Here is a 21,127-nt window from a genome sequence, read left to right as displayed (position 1 = left end):
AATTCCGGCCTTGTGAAGACGGCAATACGCCGCCAAGATGACCATATGAAAACCGTTGACGTCTTTTGGTCGTTTCGTTCGCCCTATTCCTATCTCGCGACCAAGCGCCTTCGCAGCATGAGCAATGTCTGGGATGTGCGGGTGGGTCCTCGTCCAGTCTATCCGATTGCCATTCGAACCCCGGAATTCTTCTCCGAAATACGGCCGCAATGGGTGCCCTATCTGATGAGGGATATTGTCCGCCTGTCGCAATATCTGGGGCTACCGCTCGGAGCGCTCAATCCGGATCCCGTCGTCATGAACATGATGACCCGCGAGATTTCACCGGACCAGCCGCATATTGGACGGCTGACCCGTATGGGCATTCTTGCATGTGAGGTTGGCGACGCCGAGGGGTGGGCCTTTATGGATGAAGTCTCCAGCCTGATCTGGTCAGGAGGGGCTTGGACCGAAGGGACCGCTCTGGCTGAAGCTGCGGCGCGTGCAGGGTTTGACCTCGCTGATCTAGACTCTCGGCAAGAAGCCGAGAAGGATCGGCTCGAAGCTTTGATTGCCGAGAACCAGGCTGCTCAGGACCCGCATCATTGGGGTGTGCCGCTGATGGTGCTCGAAGGGGAGGCCTTCTTCGGTCAGGACCGTCTGGATGTGCTGGAATGGCGACTGGAACAGTCTGGCGTGCAGCGCCTGTAGTTTAGAAGCTCGACAAGTTCTTTAACTGGCTGAGGTCTCCGCCGCTGAAATCTGCAGAACGAACCATTTCAGCGAATGCGCGGCCCTTGGTCCCTTGGGGCAGGGTTTTCAGCGCGGTTACGGCGGTCGCGCCCAATTGGCACATATCGAGGGAAGCCAGCGCCGATTTCGACGGTCCTTCCGGTCCGGAGGCCAGCAGGAGTGGCATAATTTGTGGATCCGACATCAGGGACATCGCGACGCCCTGAAGTGCCGCTTCATCGCGAGACGTCAAGTTGCCGTGCTTTACGGGACGCGTTTGGGCGTCTTCGATGGCCACAAGCGCTATACTGATTGACGCAAAAGAATAGTCGGTCAGTTCGGAGCCAAGATCTGCGAGGTCGGATGCGGCGGCCATCTGACCCGACAGGCCTGACGCTGTGTTGAAGTCCTGATATCGGCTGCCTGCACACCAGCGATGCTTGGAACGCGAAGCGCTTTTGAGCTGTGACCGGGTCATATCCAGCCAGTCATCGACATGGCGCATATCAGCCTTTGCCAGGTCTGACTTGTGCCGGGCCAAAACCTTGCCAGCCTCTTCAATGGCAATTTTTGTATGATCGTATGCGTTGGCTTTGGCGAGCCGCCGATCCAGACTTGCGCGTGCCGCGGGATCGACGCGGCTGAGGGCGGACAGGAATGACTTGGCCGATTTTCCCGAGAACTCCGGATATTCCATTTCTGTTGTGCTGGCAGCGTCTTGCGCCTGGGCAAGTGTGTGAGCGCTTCCCGGCGCAGCACGGTTCGCTGAATGAGGGAGGTTGAGCACAGCGAAGAATGCGCCTGCCACAACGGTCAGGGTGATCGCTCCGAAAACAAGCGTGTTTCCGCCTGATGATTTTTCCCTGCCTCGCGCGTCAAACGTCATTATACGTCCCCCGATACAACATAGGTTATATCGGGAAAATACTGACAAAGACTTATCGAGACTGAAAAACCCTGTTGCTTCAAAGACTTCGCGATCAGGTCGCGTCAGAAGTATCTCAGGCTTCGGCCCGTACTGCAGCGACCACTAGCGAAAGCGCACGGTGCATCAATTCGTCATCCAGGGCCTCAGCCATGACCCGGATCAGGGGTTCCGTGCCCGATTTGCGTACAACCATCCGGCCGCGCTCGCCCAACAGCTCGTCCGCTTGCGTCAGGGCATCGCCCACACCTGCGCTTTCAAGGGGATTGGAGCCATTGAAGGGAATGTTGACCAATTCCTGTGGTGCAGGCTCAAAGACCCGCATGATACTGGAAGCGGGCAGATCACTGGAGGCGAGCGTCTTCAGCACCTGAAGTGCCGCCAGCAGGCCGTCGCCTGTGGTAGAGACGTCGGACAGGATGATATGGCCGGACTGTTCGCCGCCCAGATTGAAACCATGTTGGCGCATATGTTCGCCGACATAGCGATCGCCCACTTTGGTACGGGCGAGGGTGAGATCCAGTCCCTTAAGATATTCGGCAAGCCCCATGTTCGACATGATTGTGGCGACCATGCCACCCCCTTTGAGACGGTTGGCGCGATGCAGTTCGCCCGCGATGAGCGCCATGACCTGATCGCCATCCACTTCTTCACCCAACTCATCAATCACGATAACGCGGTCAGCATCGCCATCGAAGGCGATACCAATGTCCGCACCCGTCTCAGTGACGGTAGACTTCAGCAGGCCGGTGGCTGTGGAGCCGACCCCTGCATTTATGTTCAGCCCATCGGGCGTGTCGCCAATGATTGTTACGTCGGCGCCCAGTTGGCGCAGTGCCGCCGGGCCAACTTCGTAAGCCGCGCCATGCGCGCAATCCAGGACGATCTTCAGGCCAGAGAAATCAATGTCCGTGCCCACCGTTTCAAGGCAGCGTTCCAGGTAGAGAGTGGTTGTGCCCTTCATGCGATGTGGCGTTGAAATGGCGGGTGGCGGGGCGAAGTCGCCTTCAAAGGCTGATGCCATGGCGGCTTCCAGAGCCTCTTCTTCGGCGTCCGTAAGCTTGATCCCAGCGGGACTGAACAGTTTGATCCCGTTATCGTCTGATTTGTTATGTGAAGCCGAGACCATCAGACCGAGGGCGGCCCCGGTCTCGCGTGTCATCAAGGCGACGGTAGGAGTGGGGACAATGCCCAGCAGCACGGGTTTGAGCCCCATACTGCTCAGGCCTGCAATCAAGGCTGCTTCAATCATCTGGCCTGAGCGGCGTGTGTCACGACCAATGACGACTTCACGACCGCCATTCGGGGCAAAAGTGCGGGCTGCAGCAATCGCAAGCCGCAAAGCGGATTCTGCGGTCATGGGCGGTGTGTTCACGCGCCCGCGTATGCCATCGGTTCCAAAATACTGTCGTGCCATGATCCAAATCCTTCGCCCGCGATTCTGGCAGGTCTGACGAGAAAAATCGAGATCGGTCCTCAGGCGGGGGTGACGTCGCCATATACGATGAAATGCGGATTATCGTACCCTCGACCGGTCTTGCCATAGAGCAAGGGTGTACTTTCTTCCGTCAGGACGCGGCCACCCGCAGCTTCCACAACAGCATGGCCGGCTGCGGTGTCCCATTCCATGGTGCGACCCATGCGGGGATAGAGGTCAGCTTCTCCTGCTGCTATCAGGCAGAACTTCAGCGAAGAGCCTGCACCCACCGTTTCGGCCACATTGAACTTGCTGAGCCATTCATTCGTTTCAGGTGAGCGGTGGGATTTGGACGCCACAGCGGTCAGGCCAACTTCGGGCGCAGGCCGAATCTTCAGCGCTTTGCGGACCGTTGGAAGCTCGCCGCCGGGTTCAGCCGTGGCTTGCCAGGCGGAATTGTGGCTTTCCGCAATGAACAGCCGGTTCTTGGCTGGCGCATACACAACACCCATGACCGGGCGGCCATGTTCTATGATCGCCACATTGACGGTGAATTCGCCATTCTTGTTCACGAATTCCTTGGTGCCATCGAGCGGGTCAACCAGCGCAAACCGATAACCATGTTCGGGCACTTTGCCTTCACTGAAGGATTCCTCCGCCACCACGGCGAGATCAGGTTCTGCCTCAGCGAGACCTTTCAGGATCAATTCTTCCGCGCGCTGGTCGGCTTCAGTTACTGGTGACGCATCGCCTTTGTGTTCCACGCCGAAGTCGCTCGCATAGATATCCATTATGAGCTTGCCGGCATCGAGGGCAATTCGGCCGAGTTGGTCCGCAGTAATCGTCACTATGTAGGGTCCCCTGATCAAATTCCGGCCCTTCCTGTCAGCCGCTCCGGGTTGAAGCAACCCAAAAATGCCCGCGGCGTTGACGCAGGAGGTCCGCATCGGCAAACTTGGCGCTCGGTCGTCAAAGAGGGTGAAGATGATCTCACGTCGACACATGATGCTTCTTGGAGGCGCTGCTGCCATGCCGTGGCCGGGGCATACCCAGGAAACGCCCGCAAAGCCCCGGATTGCCCTGATCATGGGGAATGCAGCCTATTCCAGTGGCATTGGCACATTGGCAAACCCGGTCAATGATGCGGAGTTGGTGGCGCAGGGGATTGCAAGTTGCGGCTTTCGACTCGTGTCAGGTGACATTGTCCGCGATGCGAACCGCTCAACCATGATGGCTGCGATCCGGGACTATGTGGACGTGCTGAAAGAAGCGGGTCCGGATGCGATGGGCTTTTTCTACTATTCCGGTCACGGGGCCGCGCGGGAGAACGAAGGCAATTACTTGATTCCGGTCGGAGAAAGCGACGTGCTGGACGATGCCCTGTGGGATGATTCGGTGTCGCTCGACTGGTTGATGCAGAAACTGGATGCGCTGGACGCCCCAAGCGTCGTGGCGATTGATGCCTGTCGAAATGTGCTGCAGCTTCCGGAGGCGCAGCGCTCGCTTGGCGGCGGCGAATCCTTCCGAGGATTACGCCGCACTGCCGGCGGGGCGGGGGAGCGCAACATGTTCCTGTCCTTTGCAACCTGGGAAGGCGAAACGGCCAGCGATGGCCGCGCAGATGATGGTAATGGCCCTTATGCCAGCGCGCTCAGCACGCGCCTGAGCAAACCGGCAACCACCGTTCGGGACATGTTCGAACAGGTGCGTCTCGATGTGTTGGAAAAGACTTTTCAGCGTCAGGAGCCCATGAATCTTTCGCGGCTGCAACGGCGGTCGTCTGACATCAAGATTGGCTCGTGGGAGTTGGACCGGGTCGAGATGACGCCGGGTGGAGCACGCTGGCCGCTCCGGCAAGCCCTGGTGATTGCGAATTCATACGCGGAATCACAGGCCTTCTCTCTGTCTGGTACCCATACGGACGGCGAAAAAGTTCGCGCCGCGCTGGAAGCCAGCGGGTACAGTACAGTGTATGTTCCCGACACTGAGTATTCGGACTTTTTCAGTCATGTGGATGCTTTCATTGATCGCTTGAGAGTTGCCGGGCCGGCTGCCGTGGGGCTTGTCTATTTTGCGGGATACGGCACCGATATTTCGGGGGACAATTACCTCATGATGGAAGGCGAACTGCCGCGTAATAAATTCGAGGCGGCACAGTCATCGGTTCGACTTGGTGACCTGGTTACGCGTCTGGAAAGTTCATCCGCCCAGGCGATTATGGTTTTGGCGGATTGCGGACGTCCATTTAACGGAATGGGCCACCGGGGCGGTGATCCCGGCTTCAACGAAGACTTTGGTCGGGACAATGTGGTCGTCGCATATGCGGTTGCGCCGGGCACACATCGATTGAACCCGCAGACGGATTCGGAATTTGCGGGCTCCTTCTCCCGGATAATCCAGTCCGAGGACCGAATTGATATCGAGACGGTCATGCGCCGCGTTGCGTTGGATGTTCAGGCGCGCACGGACGGGGCGGAACGGCCCTGGTTCCAGACGTCTCTCGACCTGCCGATCTTTTTTCGGGCGGATATCCGTCCAGAGGACGAGACCACACAGATGGGGCCGGAGGACACGTATGCTCCGCCGTCCGACCCGTACCCTTAATTGCTCTTGATGACGTCCAGCAGTTCAACTTCGAACATCAGGTCGGCATTTGGCGGGATTGGACCGCCCGGTGTGCCTTGCGCGCCATAGGCGATATCTGACGGGATATACATCAACCAGCGATCACCCGGCTTCATCATGGCGAGCGCCTCTACCCAGCCGGGGATCAGGCGATTGGAGGGGAATGTTTCCGGTTGCCCGCGCTGAAAGGCGCTGTCGAACATCTCGCCGGTCTCCACAAGGCGGCCTTCATAATAGACAGCGACCATTTCGCCATTTACCGGGCTCTCGCCAGCGGCATCTCCGCTCTCCAGCACGACGTATTGCAGGCCCGACTCCGTTTTCTGAACTTCCGGCAGTTCTGGATTCCAAGGTGTGTACTTTTCCCACGCTTCGGCGTCGGCGGATTTAGGCTCCATCACTTCGACCAGTTCAACCTGGAAGACGAGATCGTCGCCAGCCTTGATGATGTCGCCGCGATTGCGATTGCCATAGGCCAGCGCGTTCGGAATGTAGAACAGGTAGACGTCGCCTTCGGTCATCTGTTGCAGGCCCTGCGTCCAGCCCGGGATGACCTGATTCAGGCGGAACATTGAGGGTGAGCCGCGATCATAGGAGGAATCGAATTTGTCTCCACTTGCGGTGCGGCCTTCATAGTGCACGCGCACCATGTCTGACGGCACAGGACTGGCACCGCCATCAGGGCCTTCTTTCAATACGATGTATTCCAGACCGCCCATGCCGGTTTCCACGTCAGAGCGCTCGGCGTCCCAAGGTAGATAGGTTTCAAACGTTGCATCCAGGTCAGTGGTGTCGGGAGTGCCGCCGCAAGCAACAAGCAGAATGGCCGCAAAGGCGGCGATTGTGGTCCGGATCATTTGACTCTCCAGTTGGCTGGGATGTTCATTCGGGTTTAGTCAGGTCTCGCCTCCAAGTCACCTTGGCGGCTGATATATCGATCAAAGTGAACGCGGAGGATAGCCTGCCTGCGCCAATGCATCGATCACTTCCTGCGTATGCTGCGCGTCGCGCGTCTCGATCAGGATATCGAATTCGGCTCCCTTGGCGGGCACATCCAGCGCGATCCGGTTGTGCGCAACTTCCATGATGTTGGCACCCTGGTCGCCAATAATCTTTGAGACGAGTGCGAGCAGGCCGGGCCGATCGTCGCCGATGATCCGGATGGAGGCCAGGCGGTGTTCACGGACCAGGGCGCGTGTCAGCACGGACGACAGGAGGCGCGTGTCGATGTTGCCGCCGCAGAGCACCAGACCGACCTTGCGGCCTTGAAAGCGGGCGGGATGAGCAATCAGGGCTGCGAGGCCCGCTGCGCCTGCGCCTTCCGCGATGGTCTTCTCGACTTCCGCGTACAGCGTGATGGCGCGCTCGAGATGTTCTTCTTCAACGAGAACGATGTCATCGACCAGTTCGGCGCAGATCTGACGGGTCAATTCACCCGCTTCCTTCACGGCGATGCCTTCCGCGATCGTGGCGCCGCCGGTTTTTGGCGTTTCGCCACGAAGCGCGGCGTGCATACAAGGATACATCGCCGCCTCGACGCCGATGATCTGGATGTCCGGTTTCAGGGCCTTTGCCGCAATGGCGATGCCGCTGATCAGTCCGCCGCCGCCAATCGGAACGACTAGCGTGTCGAGGTCTGGTTGGGCTGCCAGCATTTCCAGTGCGATCGTGCCCTGGCCTGCGATGATGTCTGGATCGTCAAAAGGGTGCAGGAAGGTAAGATTGTCGCGCTCGCAAACCTCCATTGCATACTGTTTGGCTTCGTCGAAGATCAGCCCCTCCAGCAGAACGCGTGCCCCGTGGCTCCGCGTATGCTCGACCTTGCTGAATGGGGTGGTCTTGGCCATCACGATGGTGGCCGGGATACCCAGGCGTCGCGCGTGATAAGCCACGCCCTGAGAATGGTTGCCGGCAGAGGCCGCGATCACGCCACGTTGCTTCTGGTCGTCGGTCAGTTTCGACAGCTTGTTGAGCGCGCCGCGCTCCTTGAAGGCGGCGGTGAATTGCTGGTTCTCGAACTTCACCCACACTTCTGCGCCGGTAATATGAGACAGGGTCCGAGACAGGTTCAGCGGTGTGTGAACGATCTGGCCTTCGAGCAGGCTGGCGGCCGCTTCGATATCGGACAGGGTCAAGGGAAGGTCTGTTGTCTGGGTGTCGGGCATGATGAGCCATTCTTGAGGGTGCAAAACGCGCGCACCCTATGCTCGCGGTCCGGCAAGGGCAAGGCTGGAACTACTCCCGCCCGTCAAGGCTTTCGATCCACTCCCGGACCAGCAAGAGACCGTCTTCATCAATCACGCTGCGGCCGAGTTCCGGCATCGCGATGCCCGCTTCGTCAGAGGCCATGCGAAAGACCAGGATCGACTGGTCGGGCTGACCCGGCTCTACGACCATGCTCCGCCCGCCTGAGCCGCGCCCGGCAGCAGTCGGATGTTTACCGAGACCAAGCTTTACAGGTTCGGTTTCGGTCCAGCCGAGCCAGAGGCCGGAGTTGGAGGCTGATCCATCGGCCTTGTGGCAGTGGGCGCAGTTTATATCCAGATAAGCGCGGGCGCGGGACTCGACCGGAAGGCTCGACTCCCAGACAGGAGGGACCACGGGTGGATGAGCCGGAACACCATCGATTATGCCGCGAGCCTGCCAGTTGGAGAGTTGGCTGAAACCTGTCGGCCCGTCATGATTCAGGTTTCGCGCTTTTGGCCCGATCGGTAGAACCGAATCTCCGCTTTGGTGGCAGGTCTTGCACTGGTTCTTGTTCGGTATGGCGTAACGAATGCCCAAAGGCGTTCCGGAAGGATCGATCATGTCGATATTGCGTTGCTTGCCCGCAGGCGCGTAGGTCGCCTCGGTGCCGGACGCGTTCCAGATATAAGGAAACGCGGCCCAACCATCTTCCTTGTGGATCAGGAGCCTTGTCTCCACCTTGTACCGGTCTGTGTCGGGCGTGCGCATGTCCGGCGCGAAGGAAAAGGTTTTTACCAGCACGGTACCGACAGGAAAGCTGAAGACATCCGTATCCGAGTAGATTGCCTGTTCGCCGCCGGGCACGAAAACAAAGCGATGCTTTACGGCGTGGTCGGAAAAGAGTGGGTTTACGAGGTCATATGCCAAAACCCGGTTTGCGGGCGTTTCGGCGGCACGGTCTGTAAACAATCCGTATTCTGATAGCGTTTGGGCGGGCGTGTCGCTCAGGATTGTTTCGAGGGATGGCGCGGCCGTATGATCATAACCGCCGCAGGCCGTCACCAGCAGGCAGGCAATCAGAAAAAGGCGCGCAATCATCGTGTCGGCCGCTAATTTTCATCCTGTGGCAGTACGACTGCCAATGGTTGCTCCGCTGGCGCAGCGTCGGGACGCTGGTTGGATGGGGCGATGCTGGCTGGATCGGCAGGATACTTGCCAATGCCCAGATCGATGAAGCCAACAGACTCATCCTCCTGAATGGAGATGTTGGTTGTCGGAACACTGCCGCCTTCCCATGCCACTACGCCATCGCTGACGATTTCCGGCAGGATGCCTCCCATGGCTTCGGCGATGGGTTGCAGCATGCCTTGGGGGTCGCCGCCGCCGCCAGAATAGGAATTGCCAACAAGTATGACATCGCGAGGCACAGGGTTGTATGTTTCGTCACTGAAGGGTTCGGGATAGGCTGTCATCAGAATGTGCGCCGAGCGATTGTTTGAAAAATTGTTCGAAAACACATGCACGTTACGGTTGGCCATGATGATGACTCCCGTTCCGGATGGTACGCCCGCCACGATATTGCCGGCAGGGGCGAAATTGCGGGTGTTGTTGTCGATGATCTGATTGTTGAAGATGCGCGTTGAGTGCCCGCCCGTTTGCGGCAGGTCAGGCAGATCGAAAACAAGAATGCCGCCAGTATTGTGCTGGGCAATATTTCCGTAAACGTCCGCATTCATCGAATTTTCTATCTCGATGCCAGCAACATTGTACTCGGCGACCGAATTGCGAACGATGATGTTTTTGGACTGGCCGACATAGATACCCGCATCGGATGCACCGCGTACAACAACGCGCTCGATGAGCACGTCTCGTGATTCGACCGGGTATACGCCGTATGCGCCATTGCTTTCATCGGGATCGCCAGACCATTCCACGATCAGGTCACGATAGGTGATCCGGTCCGCTCCTTTGGATTTGATGCCGTCGCCCTTGGTGTCGCGAATGGAGAATTCAGCCAGCGTGACATCGTCCGATGTAACCAGAAGGCCCTCGCCGGCACCGGTTTGGCCGGAGAAATCGAGTATGGTCTTGTCCGATCCCGCGCCAATAAGCGTGATGCCGTTCACGTCGAGGGAAAGGCCGGTTTCAAGTTGGAAGTGGCCTTCAGGAAGCTCGACGGTGCTGCCGGAAGCAGCCTCGATGAGGGCTGTCTGCAAATTTGTGGCAAAATCTCCTTCGGCCGAAACTATGCCAGCGGCAGGGGCGGCATCATCTTTTGGTGCGGAATCGCCGCATGAGGCCAGTGCGGCAATACTCAAACACACAGAGCCCATAATAATGCGTTTCAAAGTTCAACCCTCCCCTTGGTTTGAATCGAATTTCAATCCAAGGGGAGGGAAAGGCAAGTATTAGTTTGAAATCGTATCCTAGTGCACGCTCAGGGGTTTGAGGTCGTGCGACCGGGCGGCAGCAAAGGCGGCTTCACGCCCCTGGACTACGGCCAAGTGGACTCCGTCGGCAGATGCCACGACGAACAAATCTTCAGGTTCGTCGATCTGGTCGATGGCGTTCGCGGGAAGAATCCCTGAAAGCTCTCCGGCATCAAGATGGCGGATATATACGAAGGCATCGTTTTCAAACGGGTTCGTTTTCAGTTCTGTTGTCATCGCTCCAATCCTTTCCGTCGCAAGAGACAGACATGCCGAACGTCGGAACGATCTGTTCCACTGTTCACAATAAAGGTGGGGGATAAAGGTTCCCGTTCAAGGCCGGCATTGGGGCATCTTGAAGGCATCGCATCACGATGATGTGCTGCTGCAGCCGTAATATTCATGCGAGGTTCAGAAAACGGGCTTCCCGCACGAGCCCGGTTCGGGCGAGGAAGGAAATGGTGGAGCCAGACGGAATCGAACCGACGACCTCTTGCATGCCATGCAAGCGCTCTCCCAACTGAGCTATGGCCCCGAACCGGAAGCGACGCAGTTACATCCGCCGCTCCCGTGATTCAAGTTTATTTTTCATCATCCTCGTCATCGAGCGGCAGATCGTCGTCGTCATCATCGTCGACATCTGCGTCGATTTCGAAATCGGTATCGTCGTCGTCATCCAGCAGGACGTCATCGTCATCATCGTCGACACCCTCCTCGTTGAAGCCGGCAGGAACCTTGGTGGGCGTGTCGCCGTCCTCGTCGTCTTCGGATGCGCCTTCCAGGATCACTTCTTCTTCGTCGCCACCAAGCTCTTTGGCGACTTCCTCGTCGACTTCATCATCCTCGTCCTCATCATCGTCATTGGTGCGGGCGGCGGAGTCGTCCTCGTCGTCATCATCCTCGTCATCATCTTCGGTCTTGACCGCGGCCTTGGCAGCCTTGGCCTTCACTTTCGTGATCGTGGTGCGGATGACTTCGTCTTCCGGGTCAAACTCCTCGCCGCACTTTGGGCAGACGCACGGACGTTTGTTGAGGTCGTAGAAGCGTGCCTCGCAGGACGGGCAGACCTGTTTGGTTCCAAGTTTGTCTTTCGACATGGGAGACAGCCTCCTTTAAGTCTTCTCTGAATTTGATATGGCCGGGCGCTTGCCATGAACGCCGCACGCTGTCAAAGCCCCATTTCACGTCGTCAATCAACCACGGAATGTACCTGAAATGGTCTGGACCAGCCGACCCGTTAAAAGTCTCAAGGGCGTTATACGTGCGCCGGGTGATAAATCCTGCTCTCACAGGGCACTTATCTTCGGGGGGCTCGCGGCAGGAAAGAGCCGGTTTACCGGGCTTCTGGAGGGCGAAGATGTGCTCCGCACGGGCTGGGCAATGGAGGCCCTGGGTGCAACGGTAAAACAAACGGGGCCGGGTGCCTGGGAAGTTACCGGTGTTGGAGAAAAAGGACTGACTCAGCCGACCAAAGTACTGGATTTTGGCAATTCCGGAACAGGTTCACGCTTGATGATGGGGTTGGTGTCCGGCTATCCGATCAATGTGGAGATGACCGGGGACGAGAGCCTGCGCTCACGCCCCATGAATCGTATCCTGAAACCCTTGCGCCTGATGCGGGGTCTCGACACGGCCGGGCCGGACGGTCAGTTGCCCTTCGCAATTGTCGGGACCGAAAGTCTCAAGGCGATCACTTATGTGCCGCCTGTTGCGTCGGCTCAAGTGAAGTCGGCCGTAATGCTGGCGGGACTGAACGCAGAGGGCACCACCATTGTCGAAGAAGCGCGCCAGACGCGCGACCATACCGAACGCATGCTGCGCGGCTTCGGTGTCGAGGTTGGCACTGAGCGGATTGGAAGCGAGGGTGTCCGTGTTTCACTGGCGGGTGGACAGATGTTGTCGGCCATTGATGCGGCCATTCCGGGCGATCCATCTTCCGCCGCCTTCCTGGTCGCGGCCGGTATCCTCTCGCCGCTGGGCGATGTGATGGTTGAGGGTATTATGTCCAACCCCACACGTTCCGGCTTCTATGATGTTGCAAATCTGATGGGCGCGCATCTGGGCGCGGAGGAAATGGGGGATGCGGCTGGTGAACGTTTGATCAACATTCATGCAGGGTCGGCGCATCTCTCCGGCAAGGCGGTGCCGGAACGCCTTGTGCCTTCGATGATCGATGAATTCCCGATCCTGGGTGTCATGGCGGCCTTTGCGGACGGCGAGACAATTGTAACCGGCGCCGAAGAACTTCGCGTCAAGGAGTCGGACCGGATCGGTGCCGTTGTTGCCATGCTGCGTGCCAACGGTGTTGAGGCCGAGGAACGCCCGGACGGGTTCGCGGTCCAGGGTTGCGGCGGCCCGCCTCCGGGAGGTGGTCTGGTCGAGACCCGTCATGACCACCGCATCGCGATGAGTGCGCTGGTCATGGGAACGGCGTCCCAGAAGCCCGTGCACGTTGACGACATCTCGATGATCGCGACGAGCTATCCGGACTTCCTGAGCCATATGGCGGAGTTGGGCGCGGAAATATCGGAAGGCTGATTTCCGCAAGGTCAAAATTGACCAGACTCGATAAGCGGGCATCTTGGTCAAATGACAGACCTCAACTCTCCCCTGACTCTTGCGCACGGCCCAGCCCTGAAAAACCGGTTCATGCTGGCCCCTCTCACCAATCAACAGAGCCATGCGGATGGCCTGCTAAGCGCCGACGAGATCCGTTGGCTTTCGATGCGCGCCGAAGGCGGCTTTGGCCTGACCATGACGGCGGCGGCGCAGATTGATTCCCATGGTATCGGTTTTCCGGGCCAGTTGGGTTGTTATGATGATGCCCATTTGCCGGGACTTCGCGAGCTTGCCGCGAACATCAATGCCGCAGGCAGCCACTCAGTGGTGCAGTTGCATCATGCAGGCATGCGCACGCCGCATGAGTTGATCGAGGGGCAGCAACCAGTCTGTCCGTCTGATAATGAGGAATTCGGCGCGCGGGCGATGACGCTTGCTGAAGTGGAGCAGGCGCGAGACAATTTCATTGCAGCGGCGGTCCGGTGCGAAGCGGCAGGATTTCATGGCGTCGAAGTGCATGGGGCGCATGGATACCTGCTCTGCCAATTCCTCAGCGCCGAGATTAACAAACGCGATGATCGCTACGGGGGCAATCTGGAAAACCGGGCCCGTCTGACCTTCGAGATAATCGACGGCATCCGCGCAGCCTGCGGGGACGATTTCTCGGTTGGCCTGCGTCTTTCGCCGGAAAGGTTCGGCATGGACCTGATGGAGGTTCGTGAAGTTGCACGGCGGGTCATGGCCGAGGGTCAGATCGACTATCTGGATCTTTCACTATGGGATGTATTCAAGACGCCTGTTGATGAAGCCTATCAGGACCGTCGGCTCGTCGACTGGTTCACCGACTTGGAGCGGGGCGAGGTTCGGTTGGGCGCGGCTGGAAAGCTGACCACAGCCGCGAAATGCCGTGAAGCGGTTGAGGCTGGTCTCGATTTCGTTGTGGTCGGTCGGGGGGCGATCTTGCACCATGATTTCCCAAAACAGGTATCCGCCAATCCGGATTTCGAGCCGACAGCGCTACCGGTTTCGCGCGCGCATCTGCGCCAGGAGGGGCTGGGCGAGAGCTTCATCGACTATATGAGCGGCTGGAAAGGGTTTGTGGAGGCGACGGCAGCCCCGGCTTGACTTGCCCCTTGGGATCGCTCACTTCCCGCCCCCATGATTATCGCCATTGATGGAACTACGGCATCGGGCAAAGGCACGATCGCGAAGCGGCTATCGGCCCATTACGGCCTGCCGCACATGGATACGGGGCGACTGTACCGCGCGACCGGTGTTGCCGCGATGCGTGCCGGGGTTGCACTGGATGATGCAGATGGCGTCGCAGCGGTTGCCCGCAGCCTGGATCTTGCCGATTTCGACGAGGCCGACCTTCGCACAGCTGAGGCCGGCAAGGCAGCAAGCGTGGTGGCGGCGATTCCGGAAGTTCGCCAGGCTCTCTTCGAACTGCAGAGGGCTTTTGCAACCCAGCCGCTGGGTGCCCTGCTCGATGGCCGGGATATCGGAACGATTATCGCGCCGGAAGCAGATGCGAAGCTCTGGGTAGACGCCAGCGTGGAAGTGCGCGGTGCGCGACGCTGGAAGGAACTTTGCGGTCAGGGAAGCGACCTCGCCCTTGAAACGGTGATCGAGCAATTGCGCGTTCGCGATCAACGGGACCAGTCTCGCAAAGACGCCCCGGCCGAAATGGCGGCAGATGCTGTCTTGATAGATACGACCGACCTGACTATAGAAGCCGCAGTGGAAAAGGCGATTGCGGCTGTTGAGGCGGCGATGGCCCGTGGAAACCGCGCCTGAAGGGGCTGCTCTCATATTTGAGAGACCTCAAATCCAAACAGGCCGCACCACTTCAAATGCAAGAGACCACGCTCTCGGGTCGTTCTGAGCAGGCTGCAATAGTGCACGCCTGCCTTGAGCCGTTCGACCCGCCCGAAGGAACCCAAATGTCAGATAACTTCAATCCCTCGACCGACGATTTCGCAGCAATGTTTGAATCGTCCACGGCCGCCAGCGCAATGCAGGAAGGCCAGGTCATTCCGGCCACCGTCATTCGTATCGACAATGACGCCGTGCTGGTTGATATCGGTCTGAAGACCGAAGGCCGCATCCCGGTCAAAGAATTCTCGATGGAAGACAAGGAGCCGGAAGCCGGCGACATCGTTGATGTCTACCTTGATCGCATCGAAAACGCCCTTGGCGACGCTGTCTTGTCCCGCGACAAGGCCCGCCGCGAAGAGCGCTGGATCAAACTGGAAAAATGCTTCAACGCCGAAGAGCCTGTCAAAGGTGCTATTTCCGGCCGCGTCAAAGGTGGCTTCACGGTCGACCTTGGCGGTGTGAACGCCTTCCTTCCCGGCAGCCAGGTGGACATCCGCCCGGTTCGCGACGTTGGCCCACTGATGGGCGAAATCCAGCCATTCCAGATTCTCAAGCTGGACCGTGCTCGCGGCAACATCGTTGTCTCGCGTCGCGCAATCCTCGAAGAGAGCCGTGCCGAACAGCGCGCAGAGATCGTTTCCGACATGGCAGAGGGCGACGTCCGCAAGGGTATCGTCAAGAACATCACCGATTATGGTGCGTTCGTTGACCTGGGTGGTATCGACGGCCTCCTGCACGTCACCGACATGAGCTGGAAGCGGATCAATCATCCGTCGCAGGTCGTGGAAGTTGGTCAGGAAGTCGAAATCCAGATCATCAAGATCAACCCTGACACCCAGCGTATCTCGCTCGGCATGAAGCAGCTTGGTTCCGACCCGTGGGATGGCATCGACATCCGTTATCCGGTTGGTGCGCGCCTCAAGGGCCAGGTTACCAACATCACCGATTACGGCGCCTTCGTGGAGTTGGAAGATGGTGTCGAAGGTCTGATCCACGTCTCCGAAATGAGCTGGACGAAGAAAAACGTCCATCCGGGCAAAATCCTCTCGACCTCTCAGGAAGTCGACGTGGAAGTTCTGGACGTCGATTCCGAGAAGCGCCGCATCTCGCTCGGCCTGAAGCAGACCATGGACAACCCATGGACCGCATTCCTCGCAGAGCATCCGATCGGTACGGAAATCGAAGGCGAAGTTCGTGGCATCACGGAATTCGGTCTGTTCGTTGGCCTCGGCCCGGACCTCGACGGTATGGTGCACATCAACGACATCGCTTGGGACAAGTCCGGCGAGCAAGCCATTGAAGCCTTCAACAAGGGTGACATGGTCAAGGCGAAAGTCCTGGATGTTGATGTTGATAAAGAGCGCATCTCGCTCGGCATCAAGCAACTGTCCGGCGATCCGATCGAAGCACCTGCAGATGGCGGTTCCGGCGTGAAGCGCGGCACGATTGTCACCTGTACTGTCACCGAGATCACCTCGGGCGGTATCGAAATCGAGTTCGGCTCCCCGGCGATGAAATCCTTCATCCGTCGCTCCGATCTGTCTCGTGATCGTGCAGACCAGCGTCCTGAACGCTTTGCGGTTGGCGACAAGATCGACGCAAAAGTGATGTCGGTGGACCGTTCGTCCCGACGTGTTTCACTGTCCATCAAGGCCCTCGAAATCGCCGAAGAGGCAGAAGCCGTTGCACAGTACGGATCGGCAGATGCCGGTGCGTCGCTCGGCGATATCCTCGGTGCAGCGCTGGCTTCGTCCGGAACGTCCAAGGAAACCTCGGAAAAGGTCACCCCGACCCCACCGAGCACGGATGGCGTGGCCACGGCTGACGCGTCTGCGCTGGACGAGAGCGGCCGCCTGTCCGGTCCTCAGGGCGATGCTGACGATCTGAAGCAGATCAAGGGCGTCGGTCCGGCGTTCGAGAAAAAGCTGAACGAAGCAGGTATCTACCACTTCTGGCAGATTGCTGCGCTGACGGATGCTCAGCTGGCTACTCTCGAAGAGGAAGTTGGTACGTCCGGCAAAGGCGCTGAGTGGAAGGCCCAGTCGGAAGAACTGGCCAACGCCTGAGGCGGCTGATCCGGTCTCCGGATCAGTATTCTAAAATTGATGAAATGTTTGCGGCGGGGGCCTAGCGCTCCCGCCGCAAATGCGTGTAATATCAAAGACATGCTGAAGTCCGAATTGATTGCAAAACTCGCTGTGGAATACAGTCACCTGCGCCAGGAAGACTTGGAGCGTGTGGTCAATGTTATTCTGGAAGAGATCGGATCTGCTCTCTCGCGTGGTGATCGTGTTGAGTTGCGCGGATTTGGGGCGTTCTCTGTTCGCCATCGGGATGCGCGCAAAGGTCGAAACCCGCGCACCGGGGAATCTGTTGAAGTTCCGGCGAAATCAGTGCCCTTCTTCAAGGCTGGCAAGGAGCTGCGCGCGCGTGTGAATGGCGGCGAAGATCCTGAAGCCCGTTAGGTTGCGACTGTTATTCCACTGAGTGTGACGACTTGACGCTCTTGGCAAATATGCGGCCTAATTCGCGCTCTTAATTGAAAGATCCTAGCAAAAAAGGGGCATAGGGATGCTGAAGGAATTCAAAGAGTTCGCCTTGAAGGGCAATCTGGTCGACATGGCCGTAGGCTTCGTCATGGGCGGGGCGTTCGCAACCGTGGTGACGGCTTTCATTCAGGGCGTGTTCCTGCCCCTGCTCGCACCGATCATGGGCGGCATCGACCTCGCCTCCATCGCTTACACGGTTACGCCGGCTGAAGTGAATGCCGCTGGTGAAGTGGTGAAGGAAGCCGCAGTCGTCGAACTGGGCAATTTCATCGCCGCGATCATCTCCTTCATCATCGTGGCATTTGTCATGTTCATGATCATCAAGGGCATGAACAACATGAAGAAAAAAGAAGAAGCCGCGCCCGCTGCGCCACCGCGCCAGGAAGTGCTGCTGGAAGAAATTCGCAATCTGCTGGCCAAACAAAGCTAGGCGTGCGTCAACATATTCATGAAGGGTTAAGCACAGTTCGTGTACCTTCATGGATAGTAGAGTAATTGGTAGAGTATTGAGGGGCGGCCTGTTTGGCCGCCCTTCTTTTTTTGCCTGCACATCACTTCGTCCTAGATCGATTGGCATGAATGCTGTCGTATTTGGATCATCGGGCGGTGTAGGCCGCGCCCTGGTGGACGCCCTGTTGACGCGTGGGGTCTATCGAACCGTTTTTGGGGTTTCCCGTTCCGGCGATGCCCCTGCGGGGGCAACGGGTCTGAAAGCCGACGCATTGAATGAATCCGCTGTCGAAGCAGCCGCACAGGAGGCGGCTTCAGCAGGAGACGTCACGCTCTGCATGGTTGCCATCGGGCGCCTACATGAGGGCAAGAGCCTCCAACCTGAAAAATCCTATCGCCATCAGAGCCGGGATGGTTTCGAACGCATTTTCGCTGCCAACACGATTGCGCCAGCATTGATTGCCAAACACATGCTCGGTCGCATGCCTCGGTCCGGTCGGTGGGTGTTTGCGCCGCTGTCAGCCCGGGTCGGTTCTATCGGCGACAACCGTCTCGGCGGCTGGCACGCCTACCGCGCATCGAAAGCAGCGCTCAACATGCTGGTTCGCAACTATGCCATCGAATGTGGGCGGACAAACAAGAAGTCGATTTGTATCGGGCTCCATCCAGGCACGGTTGAGACTGGTTTGTCTGAACCGTTCCAGGCCAATGTGCCGGATGGGCAATTGTTCTCACCGGCGCAATCAGCCGGACATTTGCTCGATGTCGTAGACGCGCTGACCCCAGTTGATTCCGGCAAGCTGTTCGATTGGGCGGGAAAACTCATCCAGCCCTGATTGTTTTCGACATTCGCTGAGGCAAGGCAAAGTTAAGACCGACCTGCCAGACTGGCATGATGGAAACCCTGGCCGCCTTTACTGCCTACCTGACTGACGAACGCCGTATGGCGGACAAGACGGTTGAGGCTTATCAGAGCGATCTTGCCGGCTTTTTTGGGTTCCTGAATACACATCTTGGCGAAGCCCCGACGCCGCAGCTGTTGGACAAACTCAAGGCTCGCGACGTGCGAAGCTTCCTCGCCCAGCGCCGCCGGGACGGATTGTCGGATGCCTCAATTGCGCGGCTTCTTTCCTCCATCAAGGCGCTGTATCGCTGGCTGGGCCGCACATATGACATTGAAAACGCGGAGATCGCCTATTTGCAGGGTCCGAAGCGTCCACAGCGCCTGCCGCGACCGGTATCAATTGAGGCCGCGAAGGATCTGATTGAAGAAGCCGGAACAGACCCTGATTCCGAGGCCTGGATAAATGCACGCGACGCGGCGGTACTGTCACTGCTCTATGGTGCGGGCCTGCGGATCTCTGAAGCCCTCAGCCTGACCGGCGGAGATATTCCGGCACCGGAGCGACTGAGAATTGCCGGAAAAGGCGGCAAGGTGAGGATCGTGCCCCTGATTCCGGTAGTACGGAAGGCCGTTGATACCTATGCAAGTCTTTGTCCCTACAATCTGGGTCGCAACGATGCGTTGTTCCGGGGGGCGAAGGGCGGGGCGCTCAATCCACGCCTGATTCAAGGGTTGGTGCAGAAGCTCCGCGCGGTGCTCGGCTTGCCGGATACTGCGACGCCACATGCGCTTCGCCACGCCTTTGCGACGCACCTTCTGGCAGCTGGCGCAGACCTCCGTGCGATCCAGACTTTGCTGGGCCACGCGTCGCTTTCCACCACTCAAGTCTATACAGGCGTGGACGCCGAGCGCTTGCGCGATGTGCATGCCGCCGCGCATCCAAGAGCCTGAATAGCCTTAGGAAACTCTTTCAAATTGCCCATTCCCGCCTCAATTGAAGGTAATCTTACTGCGATACTGTGGAGAAGTACGCAGAAAGGATTGACGCCATGGGTGTCAAAGGAAACGCAATTCTCGGGCTCATCACGCTGGCCGCTTTTATCGGATGCGGACTAATGGCTCAGGCGCAGGAAAGCCAGGTCGATTATGATGGCTTTGTGGACCTTTCAGCTGAAATCTCAGATTACCGGTCTTCGCGTTTGGTCGATCTCGACACGTTCAACGAAATGAAAGCCGATAGCGATACGATTATCCTGGATACGCGCAGCGCTGAAGCTTATCGCTTGGGACACATCGATGGTGCTGCTCATCTGAACTTCTCCGACTTCACCGATGACAAGCTCGCACAACTGATCCCGTCAAAAGACACGCGCATCCTGATTTATTGCAACAACAATTTCACGGACAATGTTGCGCCTGTTCCGGTCAAGCGGATCGAGCTGGCGTTGAACGTTCCGACCTTCATCAATCTCTACGGCTATGGCTATGAGAATATATATGAACTGGATGGAGCCTACCCGTTGGCGGAGCCCGCCATTCATTGGGTAGGAGAGGTCTCTCCGCTCTAGGCTTTCCAGAGCGCCAACTCTTCAGTAAAACTCAACTGTTCATCTGACGCATTGCATTCAGTGCGGCCTGACGTCATGTGACGCCGCGAGACAATGCAAGAGCGAGATGCCCTGATATGACTGCAGATGCGACGCCTGTTGCCGCCAAGAAGGTCAACCCGAACGCGCCGACTGAGGAAACCGTCCTCGAGGTGAAACACTATACGGACCGGCTGTTCCGGTTCCGTTTGACCCGGCCGTCGACTTTCCGATTCCGGTCAGGCGAGTTCGTGATGATCGGGCTCTATAAAGATGACGGCCGTCCATTGCTTCGCGCATATTCCATTGCCAGCCCAAGCTGGGATGAGGAGCTCGAATTCTATTCGATCAAGGTCGCTGACGGCCCGTTGACGTCTCGCTTGCAAGCGATTCAGCCGGGCGACAAGGTTCTGCTCGGCAAGAAGCCGACCGGTACGCTGGTGCATGACGCGCTGGTGCCGGGCAAGCGGCTTTATTGTTTCTCCACCGGCACGGGCTTTGCGCCGTTCGCCAGTGTCGTGCGCGATCCGGAGACGTATGAGAAATTCGACGAAGTCATCGTCACCCATACCTGCCGTGAAGCCGCGGAACTCGATTATTCCAAGGAAATCGTGGAAGAGACGCTGAATCATGAATTCCTTGGCGAACTGGCTCAGGGCAAACTGCGTCGCTATGGAAGCTGCACGCGCGAGGACTATGAGTACAAGGGCCGAATTACTGATCTGATCGACAGTGGGAAACTGTTCGAGGACCTTGGCGTACCGCCCTTGAACCCGGAAACCGACCGCGTCATGATTTGTGGCTCCATGGAGATGATCCAGGATGTGAAGGATTTGATGATCAAGGCGGGCTTGACCGAGGGTTCGAACGCGTCGCCAGCAGAATTCGTCATCGAAAAGGCCTTTGCGGGCTAAGCCTGACCCGACAAGTATATTGGCGCTTTTGCGCTGGCATGGTTAATCTTCCT

20 protein-coding genes, 1 tRNA gene and 1 pseudogene are annotated in these 21,127 nt (G+C 58.1%); 12 read left to right on the top strand and 10 right to left on the bottom strand.

Annotated features, from left to right (window positions below):
* Positions 1-45: 45 nt before the first annotated feature.
* Positions 46-690 carry a DsbA family protein gene (locus tag CFA77_RS16870; RefSeq protein ID WP_206991674.1) on the top strand — a complete coding sequence of 215 codons (645 nt, stop codon included), beginning with the start codon at positions 46-48 and terminating at the stop codon, positions 688-690.
* A gap of 1 nt (position 691) precedes the next feature.
* On the opposite strand, the gene CFA77_RS16865 is transcribed toward CFA77_RS16870, so the two are convergent.
* From CFA77_RS16865 to cysQ, 3 genes are all read right to left on the bottom strand, one after another.
* Positions 692-1,597, bottom strand: coding sequence for a hypothetical protein (locus CFA77_RS16865; protein ID WP_206991673.1), 906 nt, complete (start codon positions 1,595-1,597; stop codon positions 692-694).
* Between the two features lie 115 nt (positions 1,598-1,712).
* Positions 1,713-3,053 carry a phosphoglucosamine mutase gene (gene glmM / locus CFA77_RS16860; protein WP_206991672.1) on the bottom strand — a complete coding sequence of 447 codons (1,341 nt, stop codon included), beginning with the start codon at positions 3,051-3,053 and terminating at the stop codon, positions 1,713-1,715.
* A gap of 59 nt (positions 3,054-3,112) precedes the next feature.
* Positions 3,113-3,904 carry a 3'(2'),5'-bisphosphate nucleotidase CysQ gene (gene cysQ / locus CFA77_RS16855; RefSeq protein WP_371822995.1) on the bottom strand — a complete coding sequence of 264 codons (792 nt, stop codon included), beginning with the start codon at positions 3,902-3,904 and terminating at the stop codon, positions 3,113-3,115.
* A gap of 151 nt (positions 3,905-4,055) precedes the next feature.
* Here cysQ and CFA77_RS16850 point away from each other — a divergent pair, with 151 nt between their 5' ends.
* Complete coding sequence (locus tag CFA77_RS16850) at positions 4,056-5,657, top strand: caspase domain-containing protein (protein WP_206991670.1); 1,602 nt, start codon at positions 4,056-4,058, stop codon at positions 5,655-5,657.
* Here CFA77_RS16850 and CFA77_RS16845 read toward each other — a convergent pair.
* The 7 genes from CFA77_RS16845 to CFA77_RS16815 form a co-directional block, all read right to left on the bottom strand.
* Positions 5,654-6,535, bottom strand: coding sequence for an FKBP-type peptidyl-prolyl cis-trans isomerase (locus tag CFA77_RS16845; protein WP_206991669.1), 882 nt, complete (start codon positions 6,533-6,535; stop codon positions 5,654-5,656). The genes CFA77_RS16850 and CFA77_RS16845 overlap by 4 nt on opposite strands.
* An 81-nt stretch (positions 6,536-6,616) precedes the next feature.
* On the bottom strand, positions 6,617-7,843 hold the full coding sequence (locus tag CFA77_RS16840; RefSeq protein WP_206991668.1) for a threonine ammonia-lyase: 1,227 nt from the start codon (positions 7,841-7,843) through the stop codon (positions 6,617-6,619).
* A 70-nt stretch (positions 7,844-7,913) separates the two neighbouring features.
* The gene (locus CFA77_RS16835; protein WP_206991667.1) at positions 7,914-8,963 is read right to left on the bottom strand and encodes an SO2930 family diheme c-type cytochrome; all 1,050 of its coding nucleotides are present in this window, start codon (positions 8,961-8,963) and stop codon (positions 7,914-7,916) included.
* A gap of 11 nt (positions 8,964-8,974) precedes the next feature.
* Positions 8,975-10,213, bottom strand: coding sequence for a parallel beta-helix domain-containing protein (locus CFA77_RS16830; protein ID WP_242517425.1), 1,239 nt, complete (start codon positions 10,211-10,213; stop codon positions 8,975-8,977).
* Positions 10,214-10,291: 78 nt separating this feature from the next.
* Positions 10,292-10,531, bottom strand: coding sequence for a DUF1150 family protein (locus CFA77_RS16825; RefSeq protein WP_206991666.1), 240 nt, complete (start codon positions 10,529-10,531; stop codon positions 10,292-10,294).
* Between the two features lie 222 nt (positions 10,532-10,753).
* Positions 10,754-10,829, bottom strand: a tRNA-Ala gene (locus tag CFA77_RS16820).
* A gap of 46 nt (positions 10,830-10,875) precedes the next feature.
* Complete coding sequence (locus CFA77_RS16815) at positions 10,876-11,391, bottom strand: TIGR02300 family protein (RefSeq protein WP_206991665.1); 516 nt, start codon at positions 11,389-11,391, stop codon at positions 10,876-10,878.
* A gap of 118 nt (positions 11,392-11,509) precedes the next feature.
* Between CFA77_RS16815 and aroA the strand changes: the two genes are divergently transcribed.
* The 10 genes and pseudogenes from aroA (at position 11,510) to CFA77_RS16765 (ending at position 21,074) form a co-directional block, all read left to right on the top strand.
* Positions 11,510-12,832 carry a 3-phosphoshikimate 1-carboxyvinyltransferase gene (gene aroA, locus CFA77_RS16810; protein WP_206991664.1) on the top strand — a complete coding sequence of 441 codons (1,323 nt, stop codon included), beginning with the start codon at positions 11,510-11,512 and terminating at the stop codon, positions 12,830-12,832.
* A 51-nt stretch (positions 12,833-12,883) separates the two neighbouring features.
* Positions 12,884-13,978, top strand: a complete 1,095-nt coding sequence (locus CFA77_RS16805) for an NADH:flavin oxidoreductase (RefSeq protein ID WP_206991663.1) — start codon at positions 12,884-12,886, stop codon at positions 13,976-13,978.
* A 33-nt stretch (positions 13,979-14,011) separates the two neighbouring features.
* The gene (cmk, locus tag CFA77_RS16800) at positions 14,012-14,650 is read left to right on the top strand and encodes a (d)CMP kinase (protein ID WP_206991662.1); all 639 of its coding nucleotides are present in this window, start codon (positions 14,012-14,014) and stop codon (positions 14,648-14,650) included.
* A gap of 146 nt (positions 14,651-14,796) precedes the next feature.
* Positions 14,797-16,476: pseudogene (gene rpsA / locus CFA77_RS16795) on the top strand (30S ribosomal protein S1); the annotation flags it as partial.
* Between the two features lie 420 nt (positions 16,477-16,896).
* Positions 16,897-17,196 (top strand): integration host factor subunit beta, encoded by a 300-nt coding sequence (ihfB, locus tag CFA77_RS16790; protein WP_034814550.1) that lies wholly within the window; start codon positions 16,897-16,899, stop codon positions 17,194-17,196.
* A 106-nt stretch (positions 17,197-17,302) separates the two neighbouring features.
* Positions 17,303-17,710, top strand: a complete 408-nt coding sequence (mscL, locus tag CFA77_RS16785) for a large conductance mechanosensitive channel protein MscL (protein WP_206991660.1) — start codon at positions 17,303-17,305, stop codon at positions 17,708-17,710.
* A 145-nt stretch (positions 17,711-17,855) separates the two neighbouring features.
* Positions 17,856-18,566, top strand: coding sequence for an SDR family NAD(P)-dependent oxidoreductase (locus CFA77_RS16780; protein WP_206991659.1), 711 nt, complete (start codon positions 17,856-17,858; stop codon positions 18,564-18,566).
* A gap of 56 nt (positions 18,567-18,622) precedes the next feature.
* Complete coding sequence (locus tag CFA77_RS16775; protein WP_305798372.1) at positions 18,623-19,525, top strand: tyrosine recombinase XerC; 903 nt, start codon at positions 18,623-18,625, stop codon at positions 19,523-19,525.
* A gap of 98 nt (positions 19,526-19,623) precedes the next feature.
* Complete coding sequence (locus CFA77_RS16770) at positions 19,624-20,142, top strand: rhodanese-like domain-containing protein (RefSeq protein ID WP_206991658.1); 519 nt, start codon at positions 19,624-19,626, stop codon at positions 20,140-20,142.
* Positions 20,143-20,258: 116 nt separating this feature from the next.
* Entirely contained in the window at positions 20,259-21,074 is an 816-nt protein-coding gene (locus CFA77_RS16765) for a ferredoxin--NADP reductase (RefSeq protein WP_206991657.1), read from the top strand.
* The last annotated feature ends 53 nt before the right edge of the window (positions 21,075-21,127 follow it).

It is taken from the genome of Hyphomonas sp. KY3 (assembly GCF_017309975.1).
GTDB lineage: Bacteria > Pseudomonadota > Alphaproteobacteria > Caulobacterales > Hyphomonadaceae > Hyphomonas.
Note: the sequence above shows the minus strand (reverse complement) of the source record. Positions and strands in the feature narration are given on the sequence as shown.